The sequence below is a fragment of the Micromonospora sp. CNB394 genome (assembly GCF_000374985.1).
Classification (GTDB): Bacteria; Actinomycetota; Actinomycetes; order Mycobacteriales; family Micromonosporaceae; genus Micromonospora; species Micromonospora marina.
In genome coordinates this window covers 43,745-61,252 of record NZ_KB895825.1, presented here as the reverse complement: position 1 = coordinate 61,252, position 17,508 = coordinate 43,745, and the positions used below count along the sequence as shown (strand labels likewise).

Sequence of the window (17,508 nt, the reverse complement as noted above, 5' to 3'; positions counted from 1 at the left end):
GCATCTCCCCTCAGGACAGAACGAAGGAGTCGACGTCGAACAGGTATCCGGTGCCGGACCCGCGGTACACCAGGTGGAGCGGGCCGGACGCGGAGCCGGTCAGTGTGGTCGAGACGTGCTGGAAGGTCTCCCACCCGCCAGTCGCCGGCACCGACACCGAGCCGAGCAGGGTGCCGGTCGCCGAGCCCGAGCGGATCTGGATGGTGCCGCCCGCGTTGCCTGAGGAGACCCGCGCGGTGAAGGACGTCTTCCCGGCGGTGTTCACTGCCGCGTACCCGGTCCAGTCCCCGTCGTTGATGAAGCCGACCGTCTTTCCGCCGCTGGCGTTGAGGTGGCCGGCCACCTTCACCCCGGACTGCGAGCTGAACGACTCCGCCTCGGTGCCGGTGGCGAAGGTGAACGCGTCCAGGTCGAACAGGCTGCCGGCGCCACCGTTGAAGACGAGGTACAGCGGACCGCTCCCGTTCGGTGCGGCGGCCAGCGCAGTGCTCACCTCGGTGAAGGTGTTCCAGTTCCCGGTGACCGGCACGGTGACCGAGCCGAGCAGTGTCCCGGTGGCCGAGCCGTACCGCACCTGGATGGTGCCGCCGGCACCGGCCGACGAGACCCGGGCGGTGAAAGCGGTGGCGTTGTTGAGCCGGTACGGCTGGAATGCGATCCAGTCGCCGTTGTTCACGAAGCCGACCGTCGTGCCGCCCTCGGCGTTGCTGTGGCTGGCCTTCTGCACCCCGGACTGGGTGGAGTAGTGCTCAGCCTGCCGGTGCCGCGGCTGCAGGATGACCTGTGCGGTGCCGGTTGCCCCGGCGGTGTCGGTGTAGCTGGCCTGCAGGACGCCGTAGATGTTCGCGGTCTCGTCGTGTTCCCCGTCCACCGGAATGGTGATCGTCCCGGAGCAGCCCGTCCGGGAGGTGATCTGGTGAGCGTGCTCGTCGTGACCGAGCAGGTAGGTCAGGGTGACCTTCGTGCAGTCGATCGCGGCTTCCTCGGGGTCGGTGACGCCGATCTGAAACGGCACCGAGTCGCCGAAGCTGAACAGCGTCCCGGTCGTCGGGGCCTGGAAGGTAACGGTCGGGGCGGTGTTGCCGACGGTCACCGTGAGGTTTGCGGTACCGGTGGCGCCCTGCGGGTCACGGACGGTGAGGGTCACCGGATAGGTCCCGTTGCTGCTGAAGGTCTTCGTCGGGTTCGCGGCGGCGGAGCTGGTCCCGTCGCCGAAGTTCCAGGAGTAGGTCAACGTCCCACCGTCGGGATCGGACGAGCCGGCCGATGAGAAGCTCACGGTCAGCGGCGCCGGACCGGAGGTCTTGTTCGCGGTCACTACGGCCTTTGGCGCCTTGTTCCCGCCGCCGATGTACTCGATCCGGTAGATCCCCGGGGTGGCGTTGTTACCACCGTAGTCGAGCACGTAGAAGGCCCCGTCCGAACCGAACGCGGTGTCGATGATCTGCCCACCGGACCAGGGGAAGCTGTTTATCGCACCGTAGCTCCCGTCCGAGTTCATGTCGATGACCTTGATCCACTTACGGCCGTACTCGGCAGCGAAGTAATGCCCGTTCAGTGCCGACGGGAACTTGACTGTCGACGCGCTGGCGGCGTCGTAGCGGTAGACCTGGCCGCCCATCGGCGACTCCGATCCGCTGCCGAACTCGGGCGGGGAACCGGCGGAGCCGCCGTAGCGGATCCAGGAGGGCTTGGCCGCCGGAAGGTTGGTCAGACCGGTGTTGCGGAACGAGTTGTTGACCGGTGCCGCACAGTTGTACTGCCCGGTCGCCGGACCGCTGGGGAAGGTCCACTCCCAGTACGTCTCCGCGCTGGTGTTCAGCCCGGTGCAGTACGGCCATCCGTAGTTGCCCGGTCCGGTGATCCGGTTGAACTCGACCTGCCCGGCCGGTCCACGGCCGGCCACCGCGCCGCCGTCAGGGCCGTACTCGCCCAGATAGACGATCCCGGTGGGCTTGTCGACACTCATTCGGAACGGGTTGCGGAAGCCCATGGCGTAGATCTCCGGGCGGGTCTTCGCGGTACCGGGCGCGAAGAGGTTCCCGGTCGGGATGGAGTACGAACCGTCCGCGTTCACTTTGATCCGGAGCAGCTTGCCCCGCAGGTCGTTTGTGTTGGCGGAGGTCCGCTGAGCATCGAACTGCGGGTTGCGGTCGGCGCGCTCGTCGATCGGTGACGATCCGGAGGACTCGAACGGGTTGGTGTCGTCGCCGGTGGTCAGGTACAGGTTGCCCTGCGCGTCGAAGTCGATGTCGCCGCCGGCGTGGCAGCACAGGCCGCGGTCGCTCGGGACCTTGAGCACCACCTTCTCGCTGGCGAGATCCAACGTGTTGTTGGTCTTGAGCACGAAGCGGGAAAGCCAGAACTCGCCCTTCCACGCGTTCCAGTCCGCCTGGGTGCCGGTTTTCGGGGCGTCGCCGCTCGGCGTCGACAGCTTCGGCGAGTAGTAGAGGTAGATGTACCGGTTGCTGGCGAAGTTGGGGTCGACCCCGACGCCCTGCAGGCCCTCTTCGTCATGGGTGTAGACGGTGAGCTTCCCGGCAACGCTGGTGCTGCCGTTCTTGTCGGTGATCCGGACCGTTCCGTCGCGCGCGGTGTGCACGACGGAGAGATTGGGCAGGAGGGCCAACGACATCGGCTGGCCGACGTCGCCACTGCCCGAGGCGAGCTGGACGGCTTGGTAGTCGGCGGGATCGACGCTGTGGGCGCTCCCCGGAGACTGCACGCCGACGACCATCGTGGTGGTGGTGAAGGCCAGCAGCACGGCGTGCAGCAGTCGCGATCGACGCCCGGGACGGGACGGGGACATGAGCATCTACCTCTCCTGAACTGTGAGTCAGTCAGGCAGAGCGCGCGCCGCCGCGCTGATGCCGGGGTGGGGGTGCCGCGGTGGTGGTGGAGCCGCGGTGGTGGTGGTGGAGCCGCGGTGGTGGTGGAGCCGCGTGACGGGTGCCGAGGCCGTCAGCGTGCGCTTCGGGACCCCTCGTCGCCACGACCGGCGACATCGCTCGTGACGTCCGCCGACCGGTCGGCACCGAGAAGCTCCGGAGCCCGTGGTGTGGTTGCCCCGGAGCCCTGGGAGCAGGACCGGAAGGTCCGGTTCGGGGGTTCGCTCCGTTCGTCCGGTGGCCCAACAAACAAACCACAACGGACGGTGGGGGCGCAACACCTGCTCCAAAAGAATCCGGCTTTGTCGATTGGTGTCGAGCTGCGCCGGCCGCTTGGGGGGCGTAGGTTCGCCGTCCGGCCGAGCCGGTGACCCGGACAGCCGACCCGCAGCAGGCCGAGGGGTCGGTGATGTCGCCGCGTTCGCGGCCGACGGGCTTCCTCCCCGCGCCGGCGCCGCCCGCGCTCGACGGTGCGCCCGATGCCCGTCATATCTCCGAAGTATCCATCATCTGCTATTTACCTGAGGGCGGGACGACTCCTACGATCGTCGTCAATCGGCGCCGATCGATCGCACTGCCACCGCAGCGCGACGCCCCGGCTCCGGCTGGAGGAGGAACGCGATGCGTCCATCGTGCAAGTCCGCACTCGCCGGGGCCGCGGCCCTGACGATGCTGATGGCGGCCACCCCCGCCATGGCGGCCGACCGGGTCGGCGTGGTCCGGGATGCGGGCGGTGCCACCGCTGTCGCAGACAGCTACATCGTCGTGTTCAGGGATGCCTCGGTCACCCGGGCCCGGGTCGGTGACACCGCCCGGCGGCTGACCGGTCGGCACGGTGGGGCGGTCGCCCGCACCTGGGGGGCCGCGTTGCGCGGCTTCGAGGTGCGGGTCGACGCGAGCGCCGCGGCCCGGATCGCCGCCGACCCGGACGTGGCGTACGTGCAGCAGAACCACACCGTGTCGATCAGCGGCACCCAGACCAACCCGCCTTCCTGGGGCCTGGACCGGATCGACCAGCGCAACCGGCCGCTGGACAACTCCTACACCTACCCGAACACCGCCAGCAACGTGCGCGCCTACATCATCGACACCGGCATCCGCACCACGCACACCGACTTCGGCGGCCGGGCCACCTGGGGCACCAACACGGTCGACACCAACAACACCGACTGCAACGGCCACGGCACCCACGTCGCCGGCACCGTCGGCGGCTCCGCGTACGGCGTGGCAAAGGGCGCGCAACTGGTCGCGGTCAAGGTGCTCAACTGCGCCGGCAGCGGCACCACCGCCGGCGTCGTCTCCGGTGTCGACTGGGTCACCGCCAACGCGGTCAAGCCCGCCGTCGCCAACATGAGCCTCGGCGGTGGCGTCGACACCACGCTGGACGCCGCGGTGCGCAATTCCATCGCGTCCGGCATCACCTACGGCCTGGCCGCCGGCAACGACTACGGCGCGAACGCCTGCAACAGCTCACCGGCGCGCACCGCCGAGGGCATCACGGTCGGCTCGACCACCAGCAGCGACGCCCGCTCGTCGTTCTCCAACATCGGCACCTGCGTGGACATCTTCGCGCCCGGCTCGTCGATCACCTCCGCCTGGAACAGCAGCAACACGGCCACCAACACCATCAGCGGCACCTCGATGGCAACCCCGCACGTGGTCGGCGCGGCGGCGCTGGTCGTCAGCGCCAACCCGTCCTGGACCCCGCAGCAGGTCCGCGACTATTTGGTCGACAACGCCACCAGCAACGTCGTGACCAGTCCCGGCACCGGCTCCCCCAACAAGCTGCTCTACGTCGTCAACGGCAGCACCCCGCCGCCCCCGCCCCCGCCGCCCGGCTGCACCGGGACCAACGGCACCGACGTGGCGATCCCCGACGCCGGTTCCGCCGTGACCAGCGCCATCACCATCTCCGGTTGCGGACGCGCCGCCTCGGCGACCGCCACCGTCGCGGTCAGCATCGTCCACACCTACCGCGGGGACCTGGTCGTCGACCTGCTCGCACCGGACGGCACGAGCTACCGGCTGAAGAACAGCAGCGGTTCCGACAGCGCCGACAACGTCAACGCCACCTACACCGTCAACCTCTCCTCGGAGGCGGCCGACGGCACCTGGCGGCTGCAGGTGCGCGACGTCTACTCCGCCGACACCGGCTACCTCAACACCTGGACCCTCACCGTCTGATCACGCCACCCACACCGCACGACGGTGCGGCCGGCTCGCCGCCACGCGAGCCGGCCGCACCTGTCTGAAGTGCCCTGTCGGCAGCCCGCCATTGCGCGAAACGATCAGCGGTGTGGGCCGGGAGCACCCAGGCTCGGGTCGGGCCGGGCGGCGCGCACCGCCGTGGTGTCCGCCGACGGCCGGCTGTAGCGGCGACGCAGGCGGGCCTCGGCGCGGGGGTTGCGGTTGGCGAGGGTCAGGTCGCCGCCGTAGTGCGCCAGGACCCGTGGGTCCATCACCCGGTACCACAGCGGCGGCACCAGGGCGAGCAGCACCATCGAGGCGTAACCCCCGGGCAGTTGCGGCGAGACGTCGAAGCTGCGCAGCGTCTGGTAGCGGCGCAGCGGGTTGGCGTGGTGGTCGCTGTGGCGTTGCAGCTGGAAGAGGAACACGTTGGTGACGAGGCGGTCGCTGTTCCAGCTGTGCCGCGGGTCGACCTTCTCGTAGCGGCCGGTGGCCGTACGCCGGCGGCACAGGCCGTAGTGCTCGAGGTAGTTGACCGCTTCCAGCAGCGAGAAGCCGACGATCGCCTGCAGCAACAGGAACGGGACGAGCTGCCACCCGAACACCGCGATCAGCAGGACGAAGAGCACGACGGTCAGCAGCCCGGCGTTGAGCACGTTGTTGCGCAGCGTCCACGGACTCCGGTGCCGAAGCCGGAAGCGGCCGAACTCCAGCCGCCACGCCGAGATCAGGCTGCGCCAGACCGTACGCGGCCAGAACGCGTAGAAGCTCTCCCCCAGCCTGGCGCTGGCCGGGTCCTCCGGTGTGGCGACACGGACGTGGTGCCCGCGGTTGTGCTCGACATGAAAATGGCCGTACCCGGTGGGCGCCAGCGCGATCTTCGACATCCACCGCTCGACCGACTCGCGCTTGTGGCCCAGCTCGTGTGCGGTGTTGATGGCCAGGCCGTTGACGATTCCGATGGTGGCGACCAGGCCGGCGGCACCGACGGCACCGAGACCGCCGCGCGTCCACACCCATGCTCCGAGCAGCAGGGCGGCGTACTGCACCGGCAGGAACACGAACGTGATCCAGCGGTAGTAGCGGACCTCCTGCAACCGCCGGGCGACGTCGTCGGGCGGGTTCTCTCCGTCGTCACCGAGCAGCACGTCGACGATCGGGATGAGTCCGAAGACCACCGCCGGGGTGAGCCACCAGGCGGCAGGTCCCGCGCCGGCCTCCCACAACGCGTACGCCAGCATCGGCAGCACCGGCACGAGAAGAGCCAGTGGCCACAGGGGCTTCCTGCCGTCACGCCACCCGGCGGCGAACGCCGGGGCATCGATCGGGGTCTGCATGAACCGCCTCCGGGGTGTCGACCGTCGTGTCGACTGTCACACGGGCGCTTACGCTTGACAATATCCAATCCGCGTCAATTTATTGGGCACGCTGGATGTGCGTGTCCAATCGCTAGACTCGGCGCACCATGGCCAGCTCCCCGCGTTATCGCCACGCCGCGCGCCAGCACCTGCGTGACGCCGTCATCGCCGCCGGCCGCGACCTGGCGATCGACCGTGGCTGGGACGCGGTGCGGATGGCCGACGTGGCGGCCCGCGTCGGTGTGAGCAGGCAGACGCTCTACAACGAGTTCACCAACAAGGCGGGTCTGGGCGAAGCCGTCGCCCACCGCGAGATCGACCGGTTCATGACCGGTGTGCGGGACGCGTTGTCCGCTCACGGCGGCGACGTGCGGGCCGCCGTCCACGCCGCCGTCACGTTCGTGCTGACACATGCCGGTGCCGACCCGCTGATCAAAGCCGTCGTCAACAGCGTCCGAGGCACCGACTCCCTGCTCCCCTACCTGACCACCCGCGCCGACCTGGCCCTGGCCGCTGCCGTCACGGTGCTGCGAGAGTGGGCGGACACGCACCTGCCCGGGGTGCCCGCCGACGACGTCACGGTCGGCGCCGAATCCATCGCGCGATTGGTCGTCAGCCACATCGTGCTGCCGACCGCGCCCGCCGACAACACCGCCGACGTCATCGCCGGCCTGGCACAACGCTTCCTGGACCCGCCGCCCGCGTGAACGAGCGCAATGGGCGCGTACGGCCACGGAGCAACCCCTGTTGCCCGAGCGTCAGGAGCAGAGGCTCCGCCGCTCACCGCCTTCAGGGGATCGCGCGGCGCCCCACCGCTTGAATCTCGATCAGCAGGTGCGGGTGCGGTAGCTGATGGACCGCGACAGTGGTGCGGGTCGGGCCGGTCTCGTCGAAGTACTCGGCGTAGACCTCGTTGTAGCCGCCGAAGTCGTTCATGTTCACCAGATAGGTGGTGACCTGGACCAGGTCGGTGAGGTCGGCGTCGACGGAGCGCAGGATGTCGCGGATGTTGTCGATGACGGCGCGGGTCTGCGCGCGGATGTCCAGATCGGTGACACCCATCGCGTCCACCCGGGCGCCGGCGATGGTGTCGTCCGGCCGGCGGCTGGACGTGCCCGAGACGAAGATGAGGTCGCCGACGAGCTTGACGTGCGGGAACCGGCCGCGCGGCCGGGCCAGGCCCGGCACCACCCCGCCGTGGCCACTCGCGTGACCCCCGGGCGCATCGTTCCGCCCGGTCACGGCGCGACCCGCAGGGACGCCGAACCGAGCCGCTCGACGGTGACCCGGACGTGCGTCCCGCTGCGCAGCGGGACGGCGGCCGTGGCCGCGCCGGCGAGCAGGACCGAACCGTCGGGCAGCTCCAGGTCGCAGGCACCCGCGAGGCGGACCGCGTCGGGCAGGGCCCGCCGGGGATCGCCGAGAATGGCAGCCGTCGACCCGAGCTGGACGACGCGTCCGTCGACCTCCAGCAGCACGCCGGAGTTGTCGATCCCGGCCGGCACGGGCTGCCAGGCACCGAGCACGAAACCGCTTGCCGAGGTGTTGTCGGCGACGACCTCGGGCAGCGTGAAGCGGAAATCGACGTACCTGGAGTCGATGACCTCGATAGCCGGTGCGACAGCCGTGACGGCGTTGCACTCGACGAGGAAGGCGACCTCCGGTTCCGCCTTCGGGTGGATGTGGTCGGCGAGTCGGATCGTGCCGCCGTCGGGAATCCGCATGGCATCGGTGAGCCGGCCCCAGATGACCTCGTCGACGCCCATCTGCGCCATCTTGGCGCGGCTGGTCAGCCCCAGCTTCACCCCGACGAGACGCTCGCCGCGGGCCAGCCGGTGGGCCACCACGGCCTCCTGCACCCGGTAGGCGGTGGGCACGTCCAGGCCGGTGGCGGCATTCAGCTGCGGGACCGCGACCCGGCTGGTCGCCGCGGCGTCGAGGTGCACGGCGAGCTGGTCGACATCGGTCATCGGTTGCCTCCGGTCGGTGCGGTCCGGGCGGTGGCCAGATCGAGGGCGACGTCGACGATCATGTCCTCCTGCCCGCCGACCATACGGCGGCGGCCGAGTTCGACCAGGATCGAGCGGACGTCGATGCCGTAACGGTCCGACGCCCGTTCGGCGTGCCGCAGAAAGCTGGAGTAGACCCCCGCGTAGCCGAGGGTCAGCGTCTCCCGGTCCACCCGGACCGGCCGGTCCTGCGACGGCCGCACCAGATCGTCGGCAGCGTCCATCAGGGCGAACACGTCGCAGCCGTGCTCCCAGCCGTGCAGTTCGGCGACGGCGACGAAGACCTCCAGGGGTGCGTTCCCGGCTCCCGCGCCGTGACCGGCCAGGGACGCGTCGACCCGGACGGTGCCGTGTTCGACCGCCGCCACGCTGTTCGCCACGCCGAGGGACAGGTTGTGGTGAGCGTGGATGCCGATCTGCGTGGCCGGGTCGAGGACCTGCCGGTACGCGTCGACCCGCTCGGCGACGTCCCGGGTCAGCAGCCGGCCGCCGGAGTCGGTGACGTAGACGCAGTGCGCGCCGTACGACTCCATCAGCTTCGCCTGCTCCGCCAGTGCCGCCGGGTCGCTCATGTGCGCCATCATGAGGAACCCGGACACGTCCATGCCGTTGTCGCGCGCCCACCCGATGTGCTGCGCGGAGATGTCCGCCTCGGTGCAGTGCGTAGCGATCCGCACGCTGGTGACGCCGAGGTCGCGGGCGGCCCTCAGGTCGGCGATCGTGCCGATGCCGGGCAGCAGAAGCGTGGTCAGCCGGGCGGTGGTGACCGCCTCCGCCGCCGCCGCGATCCAGTCCGCGTCGGAGGCGGCGCCGTGCCCGTAGTTCACGCTCGACCCGGCAAGGCCGTCGCCGTGTGCGACCTCGATCGCGGCGACACCGGCCGCGTCGAGGGCGGTCGCGATCGACCGGACCTGGCCGACGGTGAACCGGTGCCTTACCGCGTGCATGCCGTCGCGCAGCGTCACGTCCTGGATGTACAGCCGATTCATGCCGGGACCCCCCGCTCGGCGCGTCGTGCGACCATCCGTTCCGCCGTCCGCAGTGCGGCCGACGTCATGATGTCGAGGTTGCCGGCATACGCCGGCAGGTAGTGACCCGCCCCGGACACCTCCAGGAACACCGACACCTGCACTCCGGTGAACCGGGCGCCCAGGGCCGGCACGTAGGTGTCGACAGGGTCGAACTGCACCTGCTGCTTGAGCCGGTAGCCGGGCACGTATCCGGCGACGTCGGCGACCATCGCCTCGACCGACGCCGCGACTGCCGCTCGGTCCACCTCGCCGCCGGGGCACAGGCAGTAGACGGTGTCCCGCATCAGCAACGGTGGTTCCGCCGGGTTCAACACGATGATCGCCTTGCCGGTGTGGGCGCCGCCGACGACCTCGATCGCCCGCGCCGTGGTCTCGGTGAACTCGTCGATGTTCGCCCTGGTGCCCGGGCCCGCCGAACGCGACGCGATCGACGCGACGATCTCCGCGTACCGCACGGGTGTCACCCGGGCGACGGCGGCGACGACGGGGACGGTCGCCTGCCCGCCGCAGGTCACCATGTTCACGTTCGGCTCGTCCAGGTGCTCGTCGAGGTTCACCGGGGGCACCACGTACGGGCCCACCGCGGCCGGGGTCAGGTCCACCACCAGCCGGCCGTGCTCGCGCAGCACCTCGGCGTGCCGGCGGTGCGCCCCCGCCGAGGTGGCGTCGAACACCACCGCCACATCGGCGAACTCCGGCATGGCCAGCAGCCCGTCGATACCGTCGGCGGTGGTGGCCACACCGAGCCGGCGCGCCCGCGCGAGGCCGTCGGACCCCGGGTCGACGCCGACCATCGCCACCATCCGCAGCGACTCCGACAACCGAAGCACCTTGATCATCAGATCGGTGCCGATGTTGCCCGACCCGATCACCGCCACGCCCGTGCTCACTGGTGCACCCCCGCACTGAAACAGACCCGGACCGAACCCAGACCGGAGATTCGTGCCTCGTACGCCGCGCCGGCGGTGACCGGCACCATCGGGCCGAGCGCCCCGGAGAGCACGACGTCACCGGCGGCCAGCGGGCTGCCCGCGACGGCCATCCGCCGGGCCAGCCAGACGACCGCGTGCACGGGATGGCCGAGGCAGGCGGCGCCGGCGCCGACCGACACCGGTTCACCCGCGTGTTCGAGCACCATCCCGGCCAGCCGCAGGTCGACCTGCGACAGCGTGTGCGGCTGGTCGCCGAGGACGAACAGACCGGAGGAGGCGTTGTCGGCGACCGTGTCCACGATGGAGACGTCCCAGCCGGCGACCCGGGAGTCCACGACCTCGATCGCCGGCAGGACGTGATCGGTCGCCCGGATCACGTCGGCGACCGTCGGCTGTTCGGACGGCAGGTCCGTGCCCAGCACGAACGCAACCTCGGCCTCCACCCGGGGCTGCAACAGCCGGCTGAGGTCGACCTCGTCGCCGTCGGGGACCGCCATGTCGGCGAATAGCACCCCGAAGTCCGGCTGGTGGACCCCGAACGCCTGCTGCACGGCCGGCGACGTCAGGCCGATCTTCGCCCCGACCCGCCGCCGACCCGCCGCCTCCCACTCGTCGACCTGGGCTCGCTGCACCTGGTACGCCACGTCGACGTCCCCGACCGGAACCAGCTCGCCGCGCAGCGGCGCGACCGGCTTCCCGGTCTCGTAGGCGGCGCGGAGCAGTCCCGCAGCCCGTGCGACGTCGCTCATGACAGGTCCACGCAGACGTTTGTCAGTTCCGAGTAGAAGTTCAGCGAGTGGACGCCACCCTCGCGGCCGACACCGGACGCCTTCAATCCGCCGAACGGGGTGCGCAGGTCCCGCAGGAACCACGTGTTCACCCACACGATCCCGGCCTCCAGCCGGACGCCGGCCCGGTGCGCCCGGCCGACGTCCCGGGTCCACACGGTGCCCGCCAGTCCATACTCGCTGTCGTTGGCCAGGGCGAACGCTTCGTCCTCGTCGTCGAACGGCGCCACGTGGCAGACCGGGCCGAAGACCTCCTCCCGGTTGAGCCGGGCGGTGGGAGCCAGGCCGGTCAGCACCGTCGGCTGGACGTAGGCGCCGCCGTCGCGGCCGTCGTCGAACCGGGGTACGCCGCCACCGGCGAGCACCGTCGCTCCCTCGGTGCGGGCCAGGTCGTAGTAGCCCAGCACCTTCTCCCGGTGCTTCTGGGAGATCAGCGGCATGTTCACGGTCGCCTCGTCGGCCGGCCAGCCGAACGCCAGTTCCCCGGCCCGCTCGGCCAGCCGGGCGGTGAACTCGTCGAACACCTCCCGCTGCACGAACAACCGCTCGGTGCACAGGCAGACCTGGCCGCCGTTGGTGAACGACGACCGCACCGAACCCTCGACCGCGGCGTCGAGATCCGCGTCGGCGAAGACCAGGCCGGCGTTCTTGCCCCCCAGCTCGAACGACACCGCCTTCACCCCGTCGGCCGCCGCCCGCATGATCGCCCCGCCGGTCGCCGACTCACCGGTGAACGTGACCGCGTCCACGCCCGGGTGGCGGGTCAGGAACTCCCCGGCCGAGCCGGGCCCGAACCCGTGCACCACGTTGAAGACACCGTCGGGCACCCCCGCCGCCGCCATCACCTCGGCCAGCAGCGTGGCCGACGACGGCGTCTCCTCCGACGGCTTCACCACCACCGCGTTGCCGCAGGCGAGCGCCGGCGCGACCTTCCACGTCAGCAGCAGCAGCGGCAGGTTCCACGGCACGATCACCGCGACGACCCCGACCGGCTTGCGCACCGCGTAGTTCAGCGCCCGTCCGCCGGTGGGCGTCCCGGTGGTGAACGACTCCGTCGGCGCCGTCGACACGATCTCGGCGAAGGCCCGGAAGTTGGCCGCGCCACGCGGGACGTCAAGCGTCCGGGCCTGCGAGATCGACTTGCCGGTGTCACCGACCTCGGCCGCCACCAGGTCCTCGAACCGGCGCTCCAACTCGTCGGCGACGCGGTACAGCACCGCGGCGCGTTCCCGCTCCCCCATCCGGCTCCAGGGGCCGCGCAACGCCGCCCTGGCCGCGGACACCGCCGCGTCCACGGTGGACTCGTCGGCCTCGGCGACGTGGTGGATCGTCTCGCCGGTGACCGGCGACATCTTGGGGAAGCGTGTGCCGGACGCGTCGAACTCGCCGTCGACGAAGTTCGGCAGCACTGTCGGCTCGCCGGCCGGTCTGCCGGTGAGCAGGCTCGGGGACCATGGCCCGTCGGTCATCAGGCGCACCTTTCGGTCAGGCGGTGGTGGCTCCGGAGTCGGCGGAGTCGGCGATCAGGGCCACGATTGCGGCGTCGACGGTGGTCTCACCGGCCACCGCGGCGGCTGCCTCGTCGGTGACGACCAGCACGGTGGTGCCGACGCCGGCGTTCAGCGGATCGACGGCGACCAGGTCGGGGCCGTCGGGCCGGACCCGGACCAGGACGAGCCGCCGGCCCTGCAGCGGAGGCAGGATCCGGTCCGCCCACACCTTGCCGACGACCTCGCCGAGCACCATCAGCCTTCTCCGCGCAGGGCGGCCATGACCTCGCGGATCCGGGCGGTCTCCGGGCCGTCGAGCAGCGCCGCGGTAGTCGGGTGCGGCTTGGGGTATACCTGCGAGCTGCGCAGCTCGCCGTGGGCGCGGACGGCGGCCTCGCCGGCCGAGACGGCCTGCCGGACGGCGGCAAGGGTGCCGCGTACGGCGACGGCGAGGTAGCCGCTGGTGACCCGTTCGACGCCGACGCACCGGACGTCGGCGGTCTTGATCATGGCTTCGATACCCGCCGAGAGGGCCACGATGCCGCGGGTCTCGACGATTCCGATCGCGATGTCGGAGGACATGTCTGGTGCTCCTAACCGGGAAGTCAGTTGCCGACGAGTTGGGGGTCGGCCGCCAGCGCGCTGACGGCGTCGCAGGGGCTCGCGAAGACGATCGAGCGCACCGAGCGGCTCTTGGCCCGCGCGGTCTCCTCGCCGATGTCGACGGCCTCCTCGACGGTGGCGAGGTCACCGCGTACGGCGACGGCGACGATGCCACCGCCGAGCCGGACGACCTTGGTCACCTCGACCTCGGTGGCCTTCACCATCGCGTCGACGGCGTCGAAGACGGGGGTGAAGCCTTCGGCTTCGACGAAGCCCACGGCCATGTTCCGCATGGTCTCTCCTCTAGTGGTGGTCGGTCAGGTTCCAGGACAGGGCGGCGCCGCCGGTGCCCCAGATCGGGCCGTAGGCGTGCAGGTGAGCCGGGCCGGTGGCCGCGCCCGCGCCGGCGGCGAAGGCCAGCGCCCGGAACTGGCTGTCGGCCTGCGCCTGCCGGGCGAAGTCCTCCCGCACGGCGAGTGCCTCGTCGACCTTGCCGGCGGTGAGCAGGTCGAGAATCCGGGTGTTCCACTGCTCGTGGCCGGCTGCGCCGATGCGGTCCTGGCCGGGCTCGATCCACTCCTGAAGGAGCCCGGAGGACATGCCGGTCACGACGACGACGGCGGCACGCAGGCCGGCGTCGCGGGCGGCGGCGCCGCCGGCCCGGCCCACCTCGGCGAGGGTCCCGGCGTCGGCGTAGAGGTTGCAGGAGACCTGCGCCCAGCGCAGCTTGCGGTCCGGGTCGAGCAGCGCGGAGGTGACGATGGTGCCGGCGTCGATCGGGAACCCCTCGTAGCGGGTCCGCCGCGCCTGCAACCCGCTGGCCTGGACCCGGGCGGCCCAGCGTTCGGTGAAGTCGACGTCGAACCGGAGGTCGTAGTCGAGCAGGCCGTAGTCGTAGGCGTACCAGTTCTCGTCGACGTGCCGGCCGCGCGGGTTGGGGTCGCACTGGAACTGGTGGCCGAGGACGGTGAACCACTGGGTCGACAGCAGCAGCACCACGTCCGGTTCGAGGCGGCGCAGCCGGGCGCCGACGTCGCGTGCGGCGTCGGCCAGCGCCGACCAGCTCGGCGCCGGTTCGTCCGCGAGCAGGTGCGGCATGCCGGGCAGCAGCGCCCCGGCGACGATCCCGGTCCGGTCAGCCATGCCGGCTCCCCTCGGGCAGCCACTCCACCACCGCGTTGCCGGTGCCGATGATCGTGCCGTAACCGAGCACGTCCCCGGCGACCTTCGGCCAGCCCATCGCGGCGAGCATCCAGGTGAGGCTGCCGGCCTTGGTCTCGGAGGCGGTCGCCTCGATGTGTTCGGGAATGAGTTCGCGCAGCGGCGCGGTGGGGCCGCGCCGGATCGCCTCCAGCAGCTTCATGTCCCACCGGTACTGGTGGTTGTTGTACGGGTGTTCCCGTTCCATGTCCTCGGGCAGTTCGGGTTCCTCGTGCCAGTGCAGGTGGGACAGCGAGTTGGAGGCGAGCAGCACGGCCCGCCGGCCGGTGGCCTCGACGGCCCGCCGGGTGGCCTCGCCCAGGACCTCCATCTCCTCCAGCGACGCGTCGGAGTAGAAGTACGGGTTGTTGTTGGCCGACAGCGACACCACCGGGATGTCCCAGGCCGGGTTGGCCAGGTGCAGGGCACCGATGGTGGCGTAGTCGACGCGTACCCGGGCGTCACGCATCGTGCGGGTGACCAGCCCGAGCCCGCTGGCCTCCTCGGCGATCGCCTCGCCGAGTTCGACGTCGCTGCGGAAGTCGTAGCGGTAGCGGAACAGGTGCGGGAAGATCGGCTCGACCGAGATGCCGCGCGGGTTCGGCACGCAGTTGACGTGGTGGCCGACCATCGTGATCCAGTGCGGGGCGTGGACGATGAGCACGTCCGGCTTGTGCACCTCGCGGATGCGGGCGCGCAGTCGCTCGTACGCCCAGCGCAGCGTCTCCCAGCCGCCGGTGGACCGCGGCTCGTTCTGCGGCGGGTTCTCGGCGTAGATCAGATGTGGCGGGTGCGGGCTGAGACAGCCGGCGACGATGCCGCAGCGGGGCGGCCCCGTGGTGGCCGGGCGCGGGGCCCGGGGTGCGGCGGTGGCGCCACCGCGGGTCGGCGCCAGCGGCACTCGGAAGACCTTGCTCATGACAGTCCTTCCCCGGTGAGCGCCCGCACGTAGGAACGGTCGTGCGGGGCGGTGCCGAGAATCTGGAGCCCGTCGTCGTCGAGGGCGAGTTCGTCGGCGGCCAGGGCCGCGTCGTGCCGGATCCAGGCCCGCAGCGGGGCCGGATGTCCACCATGGATCTCGACGAGGACGTCCTCGGCGAGGCCGCTGACGGGAGCCACGTACGCCAGCCGCCGCTGCCCACGCCGGCCGGTGTAGGCCGGACGAGGGCTGACCGTGGTGCGCAGCCAGCGCCGTTCCTCGCGTAGCCGGTGCCGGCGGGCGGCGGTCGCGGTCGCGTCGACGGAGCCGGCCGGGTCGAGCACGACGCCGTAGCGCCGCTCGGCCTCGGCTGTGGTCAGGTACTCCTGGCCCACATCCTCGGCGACGTGCTCGGGCATCCGTTCCAGCGGGTCGCCCCAGCCGCCGCCGCCGGCCGACTCCATGACCAGCACGTCACCGGCGCGCATCGGGTAGCCGGCGACCTTGCCGGGGGTGGCGAAGTCGACGCGCTCGCCGTCGGGCCGCCGGATGTGGGTCACAGTGGGTGCTCCGGGGCCGCCGTGCCGCAGCCCGTACGGGGGGACGGTGGTTCGGTCGGTCTGCACCGAGTACGCTCCGCCGCTGGCCAGCAGGCGGGTCTCCCGCCGGCTGCCGAGCCCGCCCCGGCGTACCCCGTCGCCGCAGGAACCGGTGCGCAGCTCGCAGGCCTCGACGAGGATCGGGATCTCGGTCTCCAGCCGTTCGACGGACTGGATGGTCGAGATGTCACCGAGGTCGACGGGGTTCATGGCGCTGGGCCCGTCGGATTCGAGGAATCCGCCGTTGCCACCCGCCGGGTAGTCGTAGTAAAGGTAGGGCCGTCCGGTGTGCTCGTCGACGCCGCCGATGAGGTTCTGGAAGGTGGTGCCGAACTGGTCGGCGGCGATGAGGTCGGGCGCCACCTGGCTGAGGGCGGCCATCACGGCCGAGATGACCCGCTTGCGGACCTCGCTGTGCGCGTTGGCCGGGGCCGGATGGCTGACGTGCACGACGGTGCCCGGTTCGGTGAGCACCCGCAGCGGCCGGAACGCGCCGTGGTTCACCAGGCCACCCGGGTCCAGCGCCGACTTGACCGCGATGAAGACGCCCGCGACGGTCATCGCCCGGGAGGAGTTCACCACGGCCGCGACCTGTTTCGACGAGCCACGGAAGTCCGCCTCGATCTCGTCGCCGTCGACGGTGAGCCGGCACCGGACGATCGCGGCGTCGTAGTCCCCGTCGGTGTAGAGGTCGAGGTAGTCCTCGTAGCGGTAGGTGCCGTCGGGCAGGGCCCGGATCATGTCGCGCAGCCGCTGTTCGGTGCGGTCCATGTTGGCGGCGACGGATTCGCCGATCAGGTCGGCGCCGTGGCGGGCGACGAGTTCGCGCAGCCGCCGTTCGGCGGTGTGGCAGGCGGCGATGCTGGATTCGAGGTCGCCACGGCGTTCGTCGGCCATCCGCACGTTGGCGAAGACGATGGCGTACGCGGCCCGGTTGGGGCGACCCTGGTCGATCAACTTGATCGGCGGGATCCGCAGCCCCTCCTGGAGGATCTCGGTGGCCTGGCCGGAGACGCTGCCCGGGGTCATACCGCCGATGTCCGCCCAGTGCATGCGCACGCAGGGGAAGAGGAAGAGCTTGCCGTCGACGAAGACCGGGCTGATCAGGGTGACGTCGTTGAGGTGGCTGCCGCCGCGGTAGGGGTCGTTGACGATGTAGAGGTCGCCGGGGCGCATCTCGTCGGCGAAGTCGGCGAAGATCTCGGCCACCGAGGCCGGCATGGCGATGACGTGACCGGGCATGTCCCGGCCCTGGGCGACCATCTGCCCCTTCGGGTCGAACAGCGCGCACGAGAAGTCCTGCGCGTCGGCGATCACCGGCGAGTGCGCCGTGCGGAAGATCGTCTGTCGCATCTCCCGGACGATCGAGATGAGACCTTCGGTGACGACTTCCAGGTCGATCGGGTTAACAGTCATGCGGATGCCTCACTGGTTCCGGTTCGATCCCGGTGGCGGGCTGGACCATAATGTGGTCCTAGAGTTATATTATGAAACCTAGCAACCG

Annotated in this window: 16 protein-coding genes; 2 read left to right on the top strand and 14 right to left on the bottom strand. The window is 70.9% G+C overall.

The features are described from left to right. Positions 1-10 precede the first annotated feature (10 nt). Positions 11-2,815 (bottom strand): carbohydrate-binding protein, encoded by a 2,805-nt coding sequence (locus tag C569_RS0100260; RefSeq protein ID WP_155945476.1) that lies wholly within the window; start codon positions 2,813-2,815, stop codon positions 11-13. Between the two features lie 694 nt (positions 2,816-3,509). Between C569_RS0100260 and C569_RS0100255 the strand changes: the two genes are divergently transcribed. Continuing rightward, on the top strand, positions 3,510-5,072 hold the full coding sequence (locus C569_RS0100255; protein ID WP_026267528.1) for a S8 family serine peptidase: 1,563 nt from the start codon (positions 3,510-3,512) through the stop codon (positions 5,070-5,072). Between the two features lie 104 nt (positions 5,073-5,176). On the opposite strand, the gene C569_RS0100250 is transcribed toward C569_RS0100255, so the two are convergent. Continuing rightward, positions 5,177-6,412, bottom strand: coding sequence for an alkane 1-monooxygenase (locus C569_RS0100250; protein ID WP_018783803.1), 1,236 nt, complete (start codon positions 6,410-6,412; stop codon positions 5,177-5,179). Positions 6,413-6,540: 128 nt separating this feature from the next. Between C569_RS0100250 and C569_RS0100245 the strand changes: the two genes are divergently transcribed. Next, complete coding sequence (locus C569_RS0100245; protein WP_018783802.1) at positions 6,541-7,140, top strand: TetR/AcrR family transcriptional regulator; 600 nt, start codon at positions 6,541-6,543, stop codon at positions 7,138-7,140. Positions 7,141-7,222: 82 nt separating this feature from the next. Here C569_RS0100245 and C569_RS0100240 read toward each other — a convergent pair whose 3' ends face one another. From C569_RS0100240 to C569_RS0100185, 12 genes are read right to left on the bottom strand one after another with little or no spacing between them, the layout of a single operon-like run. Beyond that, positions 7,223-7,675 (bottom strand): RidA family protein, encoded by a 453-nt coding sequence (locus C569_RS0100240; protein ID WP_196806653.1) that lies wholly within the window; start codon positions 7,673-7,675, stop codon positions 7,223-7,225. Next, entirely contained in the window at positions 7,672-8,403 is a 732-nt protein-coding gene (locus C569_RS0100235; RefSeq protein WP_018783800.1) for a 2-keto-4-pentenoate hydratase, read from the bottom strand. The genes C569_RS0100240 and C569_RS0100235 overlap by 4 nt, the downstream gene beginning before the upstream one ends. Further along, on the bottom strand, positions 8,400-9,431 hold the full coding sequence (dmpG, locus tag C569_RS0100230) for a 4-hydroxy-2-oxovalerate aldolase (protein ID WP_018783799.1): 1,032 nt from the start codon (positions 9,429-9,431) through the stop codon (positions 8,400-8,402). Before dmpG ends, C569_RS0100235 begins: the two co-directional genes overlap by 4 nt. Continuing rightward, on the bottom strand, positions 9,428-10,363 hold the full coding sequence (locus C569_RS0100225; protein WP_026267527.1) for an acetaldehyde dehydrogenase (acetylating): 936 nt from the start codon (positions 10,361-10,363) through the stop codon (positions 9,428-9,430). The genes dmpG and C569_RS0100225 overlap by 4 nt, the downstream gene beginning before the upstream one ends. After that, positions 10,360-11,154, bottom strand: coding sequence for a 2-keto-4-pentenoate hydratase (locus tag C569_RS0100220; RefSeq protein WP_018783797.1), 795 nt, complete (start codon positions 11,152-11,154; stop codon positions 10,360-10,362). The genes C569_RS0100225 and C569_RS0100220 overlap by 4 nt, the downstream gene beginning before the upstream one ends. Continuing rightward, on the bottom strand, positions 11,151-12,662 hold the full coding sequence (locus tag C569_RS0100215; protein WP_018783796.1) for a 2-hydroxymuconic semialdehyde dehydrogenase: 1,512 nt from the start codon (positions 12,660-12,662) through the stop codon (positions 11,151-11,153). Before C569_RS0100215 ends, C569_RS0100220 begins: the two co-directional genes overlap by 4 nt. 16 nt (positions 12,663-12,678) lie before the next feature. After that, entirely contained in the window at positions 12,679-12,939 is a 261-nt protein-coding gene (locus tag C569_RS0100210) for a EutN/CcmL family microcompartment protein (protein WP_018783795.1), read from the bottom strand. Continuing rightward, positions 12,939-13,265, bottom strand: coding sequence for a BMC domain-containing protein (locus tag C569_RS0100205; RefSeq protein ID WP_018783794.1), 327 nt, complete (start codon positions 13,263-13,265; stop codon positions 12,939-12,941). Before C569_RS0100205 ends, C569_RS0100210 begins: the two co-directional genes overlap by 1 nt. A gap of 23 nt (positions 13,266-13,288) precedes the next feature. Then, positions 13,289-13,579, bottom strand: a complete 291-nt coding sequence (locus tag C569_RS0100200) for a BMC domain-containing protein (RefSeq protein ID WP_018783793.1) — start codon at positions 13,577-13,579, stop codon at positions 13,289-13,291. Positions 13,580-13,589: 10 nt separating this feature from the next. After that, positions 13,590-14,429, bottom strand: a complete 840-nt coding sequence (locus tag C569_RS0100195) for a hypothetical protein (RefSeq protein ID WP_018783792.1) — start codon at positions 14,427-14,429, stop codon at positions 13,590-13,592. Next, positions 14,422-15,405: a tRNA U-34 5-methylaminomethyl-2-thiouridine biosynthesis protein gene (locus tag C569_RS0100190; protein ID WP_018783791.1), complete on the bottom strand. Its 984-nt coding sequence runs from the start codon at positions 15,403-15,405 to the stop codon at positions 14,422-14,424. Before C569_RS0100190 ends, C569_RS0100195 begins: the two co-directional genes overlap by 8 nt. Next, positions 15,402-17,420, bottom strand: coding sequence for a hydantoinase B/oxoprolinase family protein (locus C569_RS0100185; protein ID WP_018783790.1), 2,019 nt, complete (start codon positions 17,418-17,420; stop codon positions 15,402-15,404). The genes C569_RS0100190 and C569_RS0100185 overlap by 4 nt, the downstream gene beginning before the upstream one ends. Positions 17,421-17,508 lie beyond the last annotated feature (88 nt).

Coding starts and splice junctions, on each gene's coding strand:
- C569_RS0100260 (WP_155945476.1), bottom strand. CDS start 2,815: ATGCTCATGTCCCCGTCCCGTCCCGGGCGTCGATCGCGACTGCTGCAC.
- C569_RS0100255 (WP_026267528.1), top strand. CDS start 3,510: ATGCGTCCATCGTGCAAGTCCGCACTCGCCGGGGCCGCGGCCCTGACG.
- C569_RS0100250 (WP_018783803.1), bottom strand. CDS start 6,412: ATGCAGACCCCGATCGATGCCCCGGCGTTCGCCGCCGGGTGGCGTGAC.
- C569_RS0100245 (WP_018783802.1), top strand. CDS start 6,541: ATGGCCAGCTCCCCGCGTTATCGCCACGCCGCGCGCCAGCACCTGCGT.
- C569_RS0100235 (WP_018783800.1), bottom strand. CDS start 8,403: ATGACCGATGTCGACCAGCTCGCCGTGCACCTCGACGCCGCGGCGACC.
- dmpG (WP_018783799.1), bottom strand. CDS start 9,431: ATGAATCGGCTGTACATCCAGGACGTGACGCTGCGCGACGGCATGCAC.
- C569_RS0100220 (WP_018783797.1), bottom strand. CDS start 11,154: ATGAGCGACGTCGCACGGGCTGCGGGACTGCTCCGCGCCGCCTACGAG.
- C569_RS0100215 (WP_018783796.1), bottom strand. CDS start 12,662: ATGACCGACGGGCCATGGTCCCCGAGCCTGCTCACCGGCAGACCGGCC.
- C569_RS0100210 (WP_018783795.1), bottom strand. CDS start 12,939: ATGGTGCTCGGCGAGGTCGTCGGCAAGGTGTGGGCGGACCGGATCCTG.
- C569_RS0100205 (WP_018783794.1), bottom strand. CDS start 13,265: ATGTCCTCCGACATCGCGATCGGAATCGTCGAGACCCGCGGCATCGTG.
- C569_RS0100200 (WP_018783793.1), bottom strand. CDS start 13,579: ATGCGGAACATGGCCGTGGGCTTCGTCGAAGCCGAAGGCTTCACCCCC.
- C569_RS0100195 (WP_018783792.1), bottom strand. CDS start 14,429: ATGGCTGACCGGACCGGGATCGTCGCCGGGGCGCTGCTGCCCGGCATG.
- C569_RS0100190 (WP_018783791.1), bottom strand. CDS start 15,405: ATGAGCAAGGTCTTCCGAGTGCCGCTGGCGCCGACCCGCGGTGGCGCC.
- C569_RS0100185 (WP_018783790.1), bottom strand. CDS start 17,420: ATGACTGTTAACCCGATCGACCTGGAAGTCGTCACCGAAGGTCTCATC.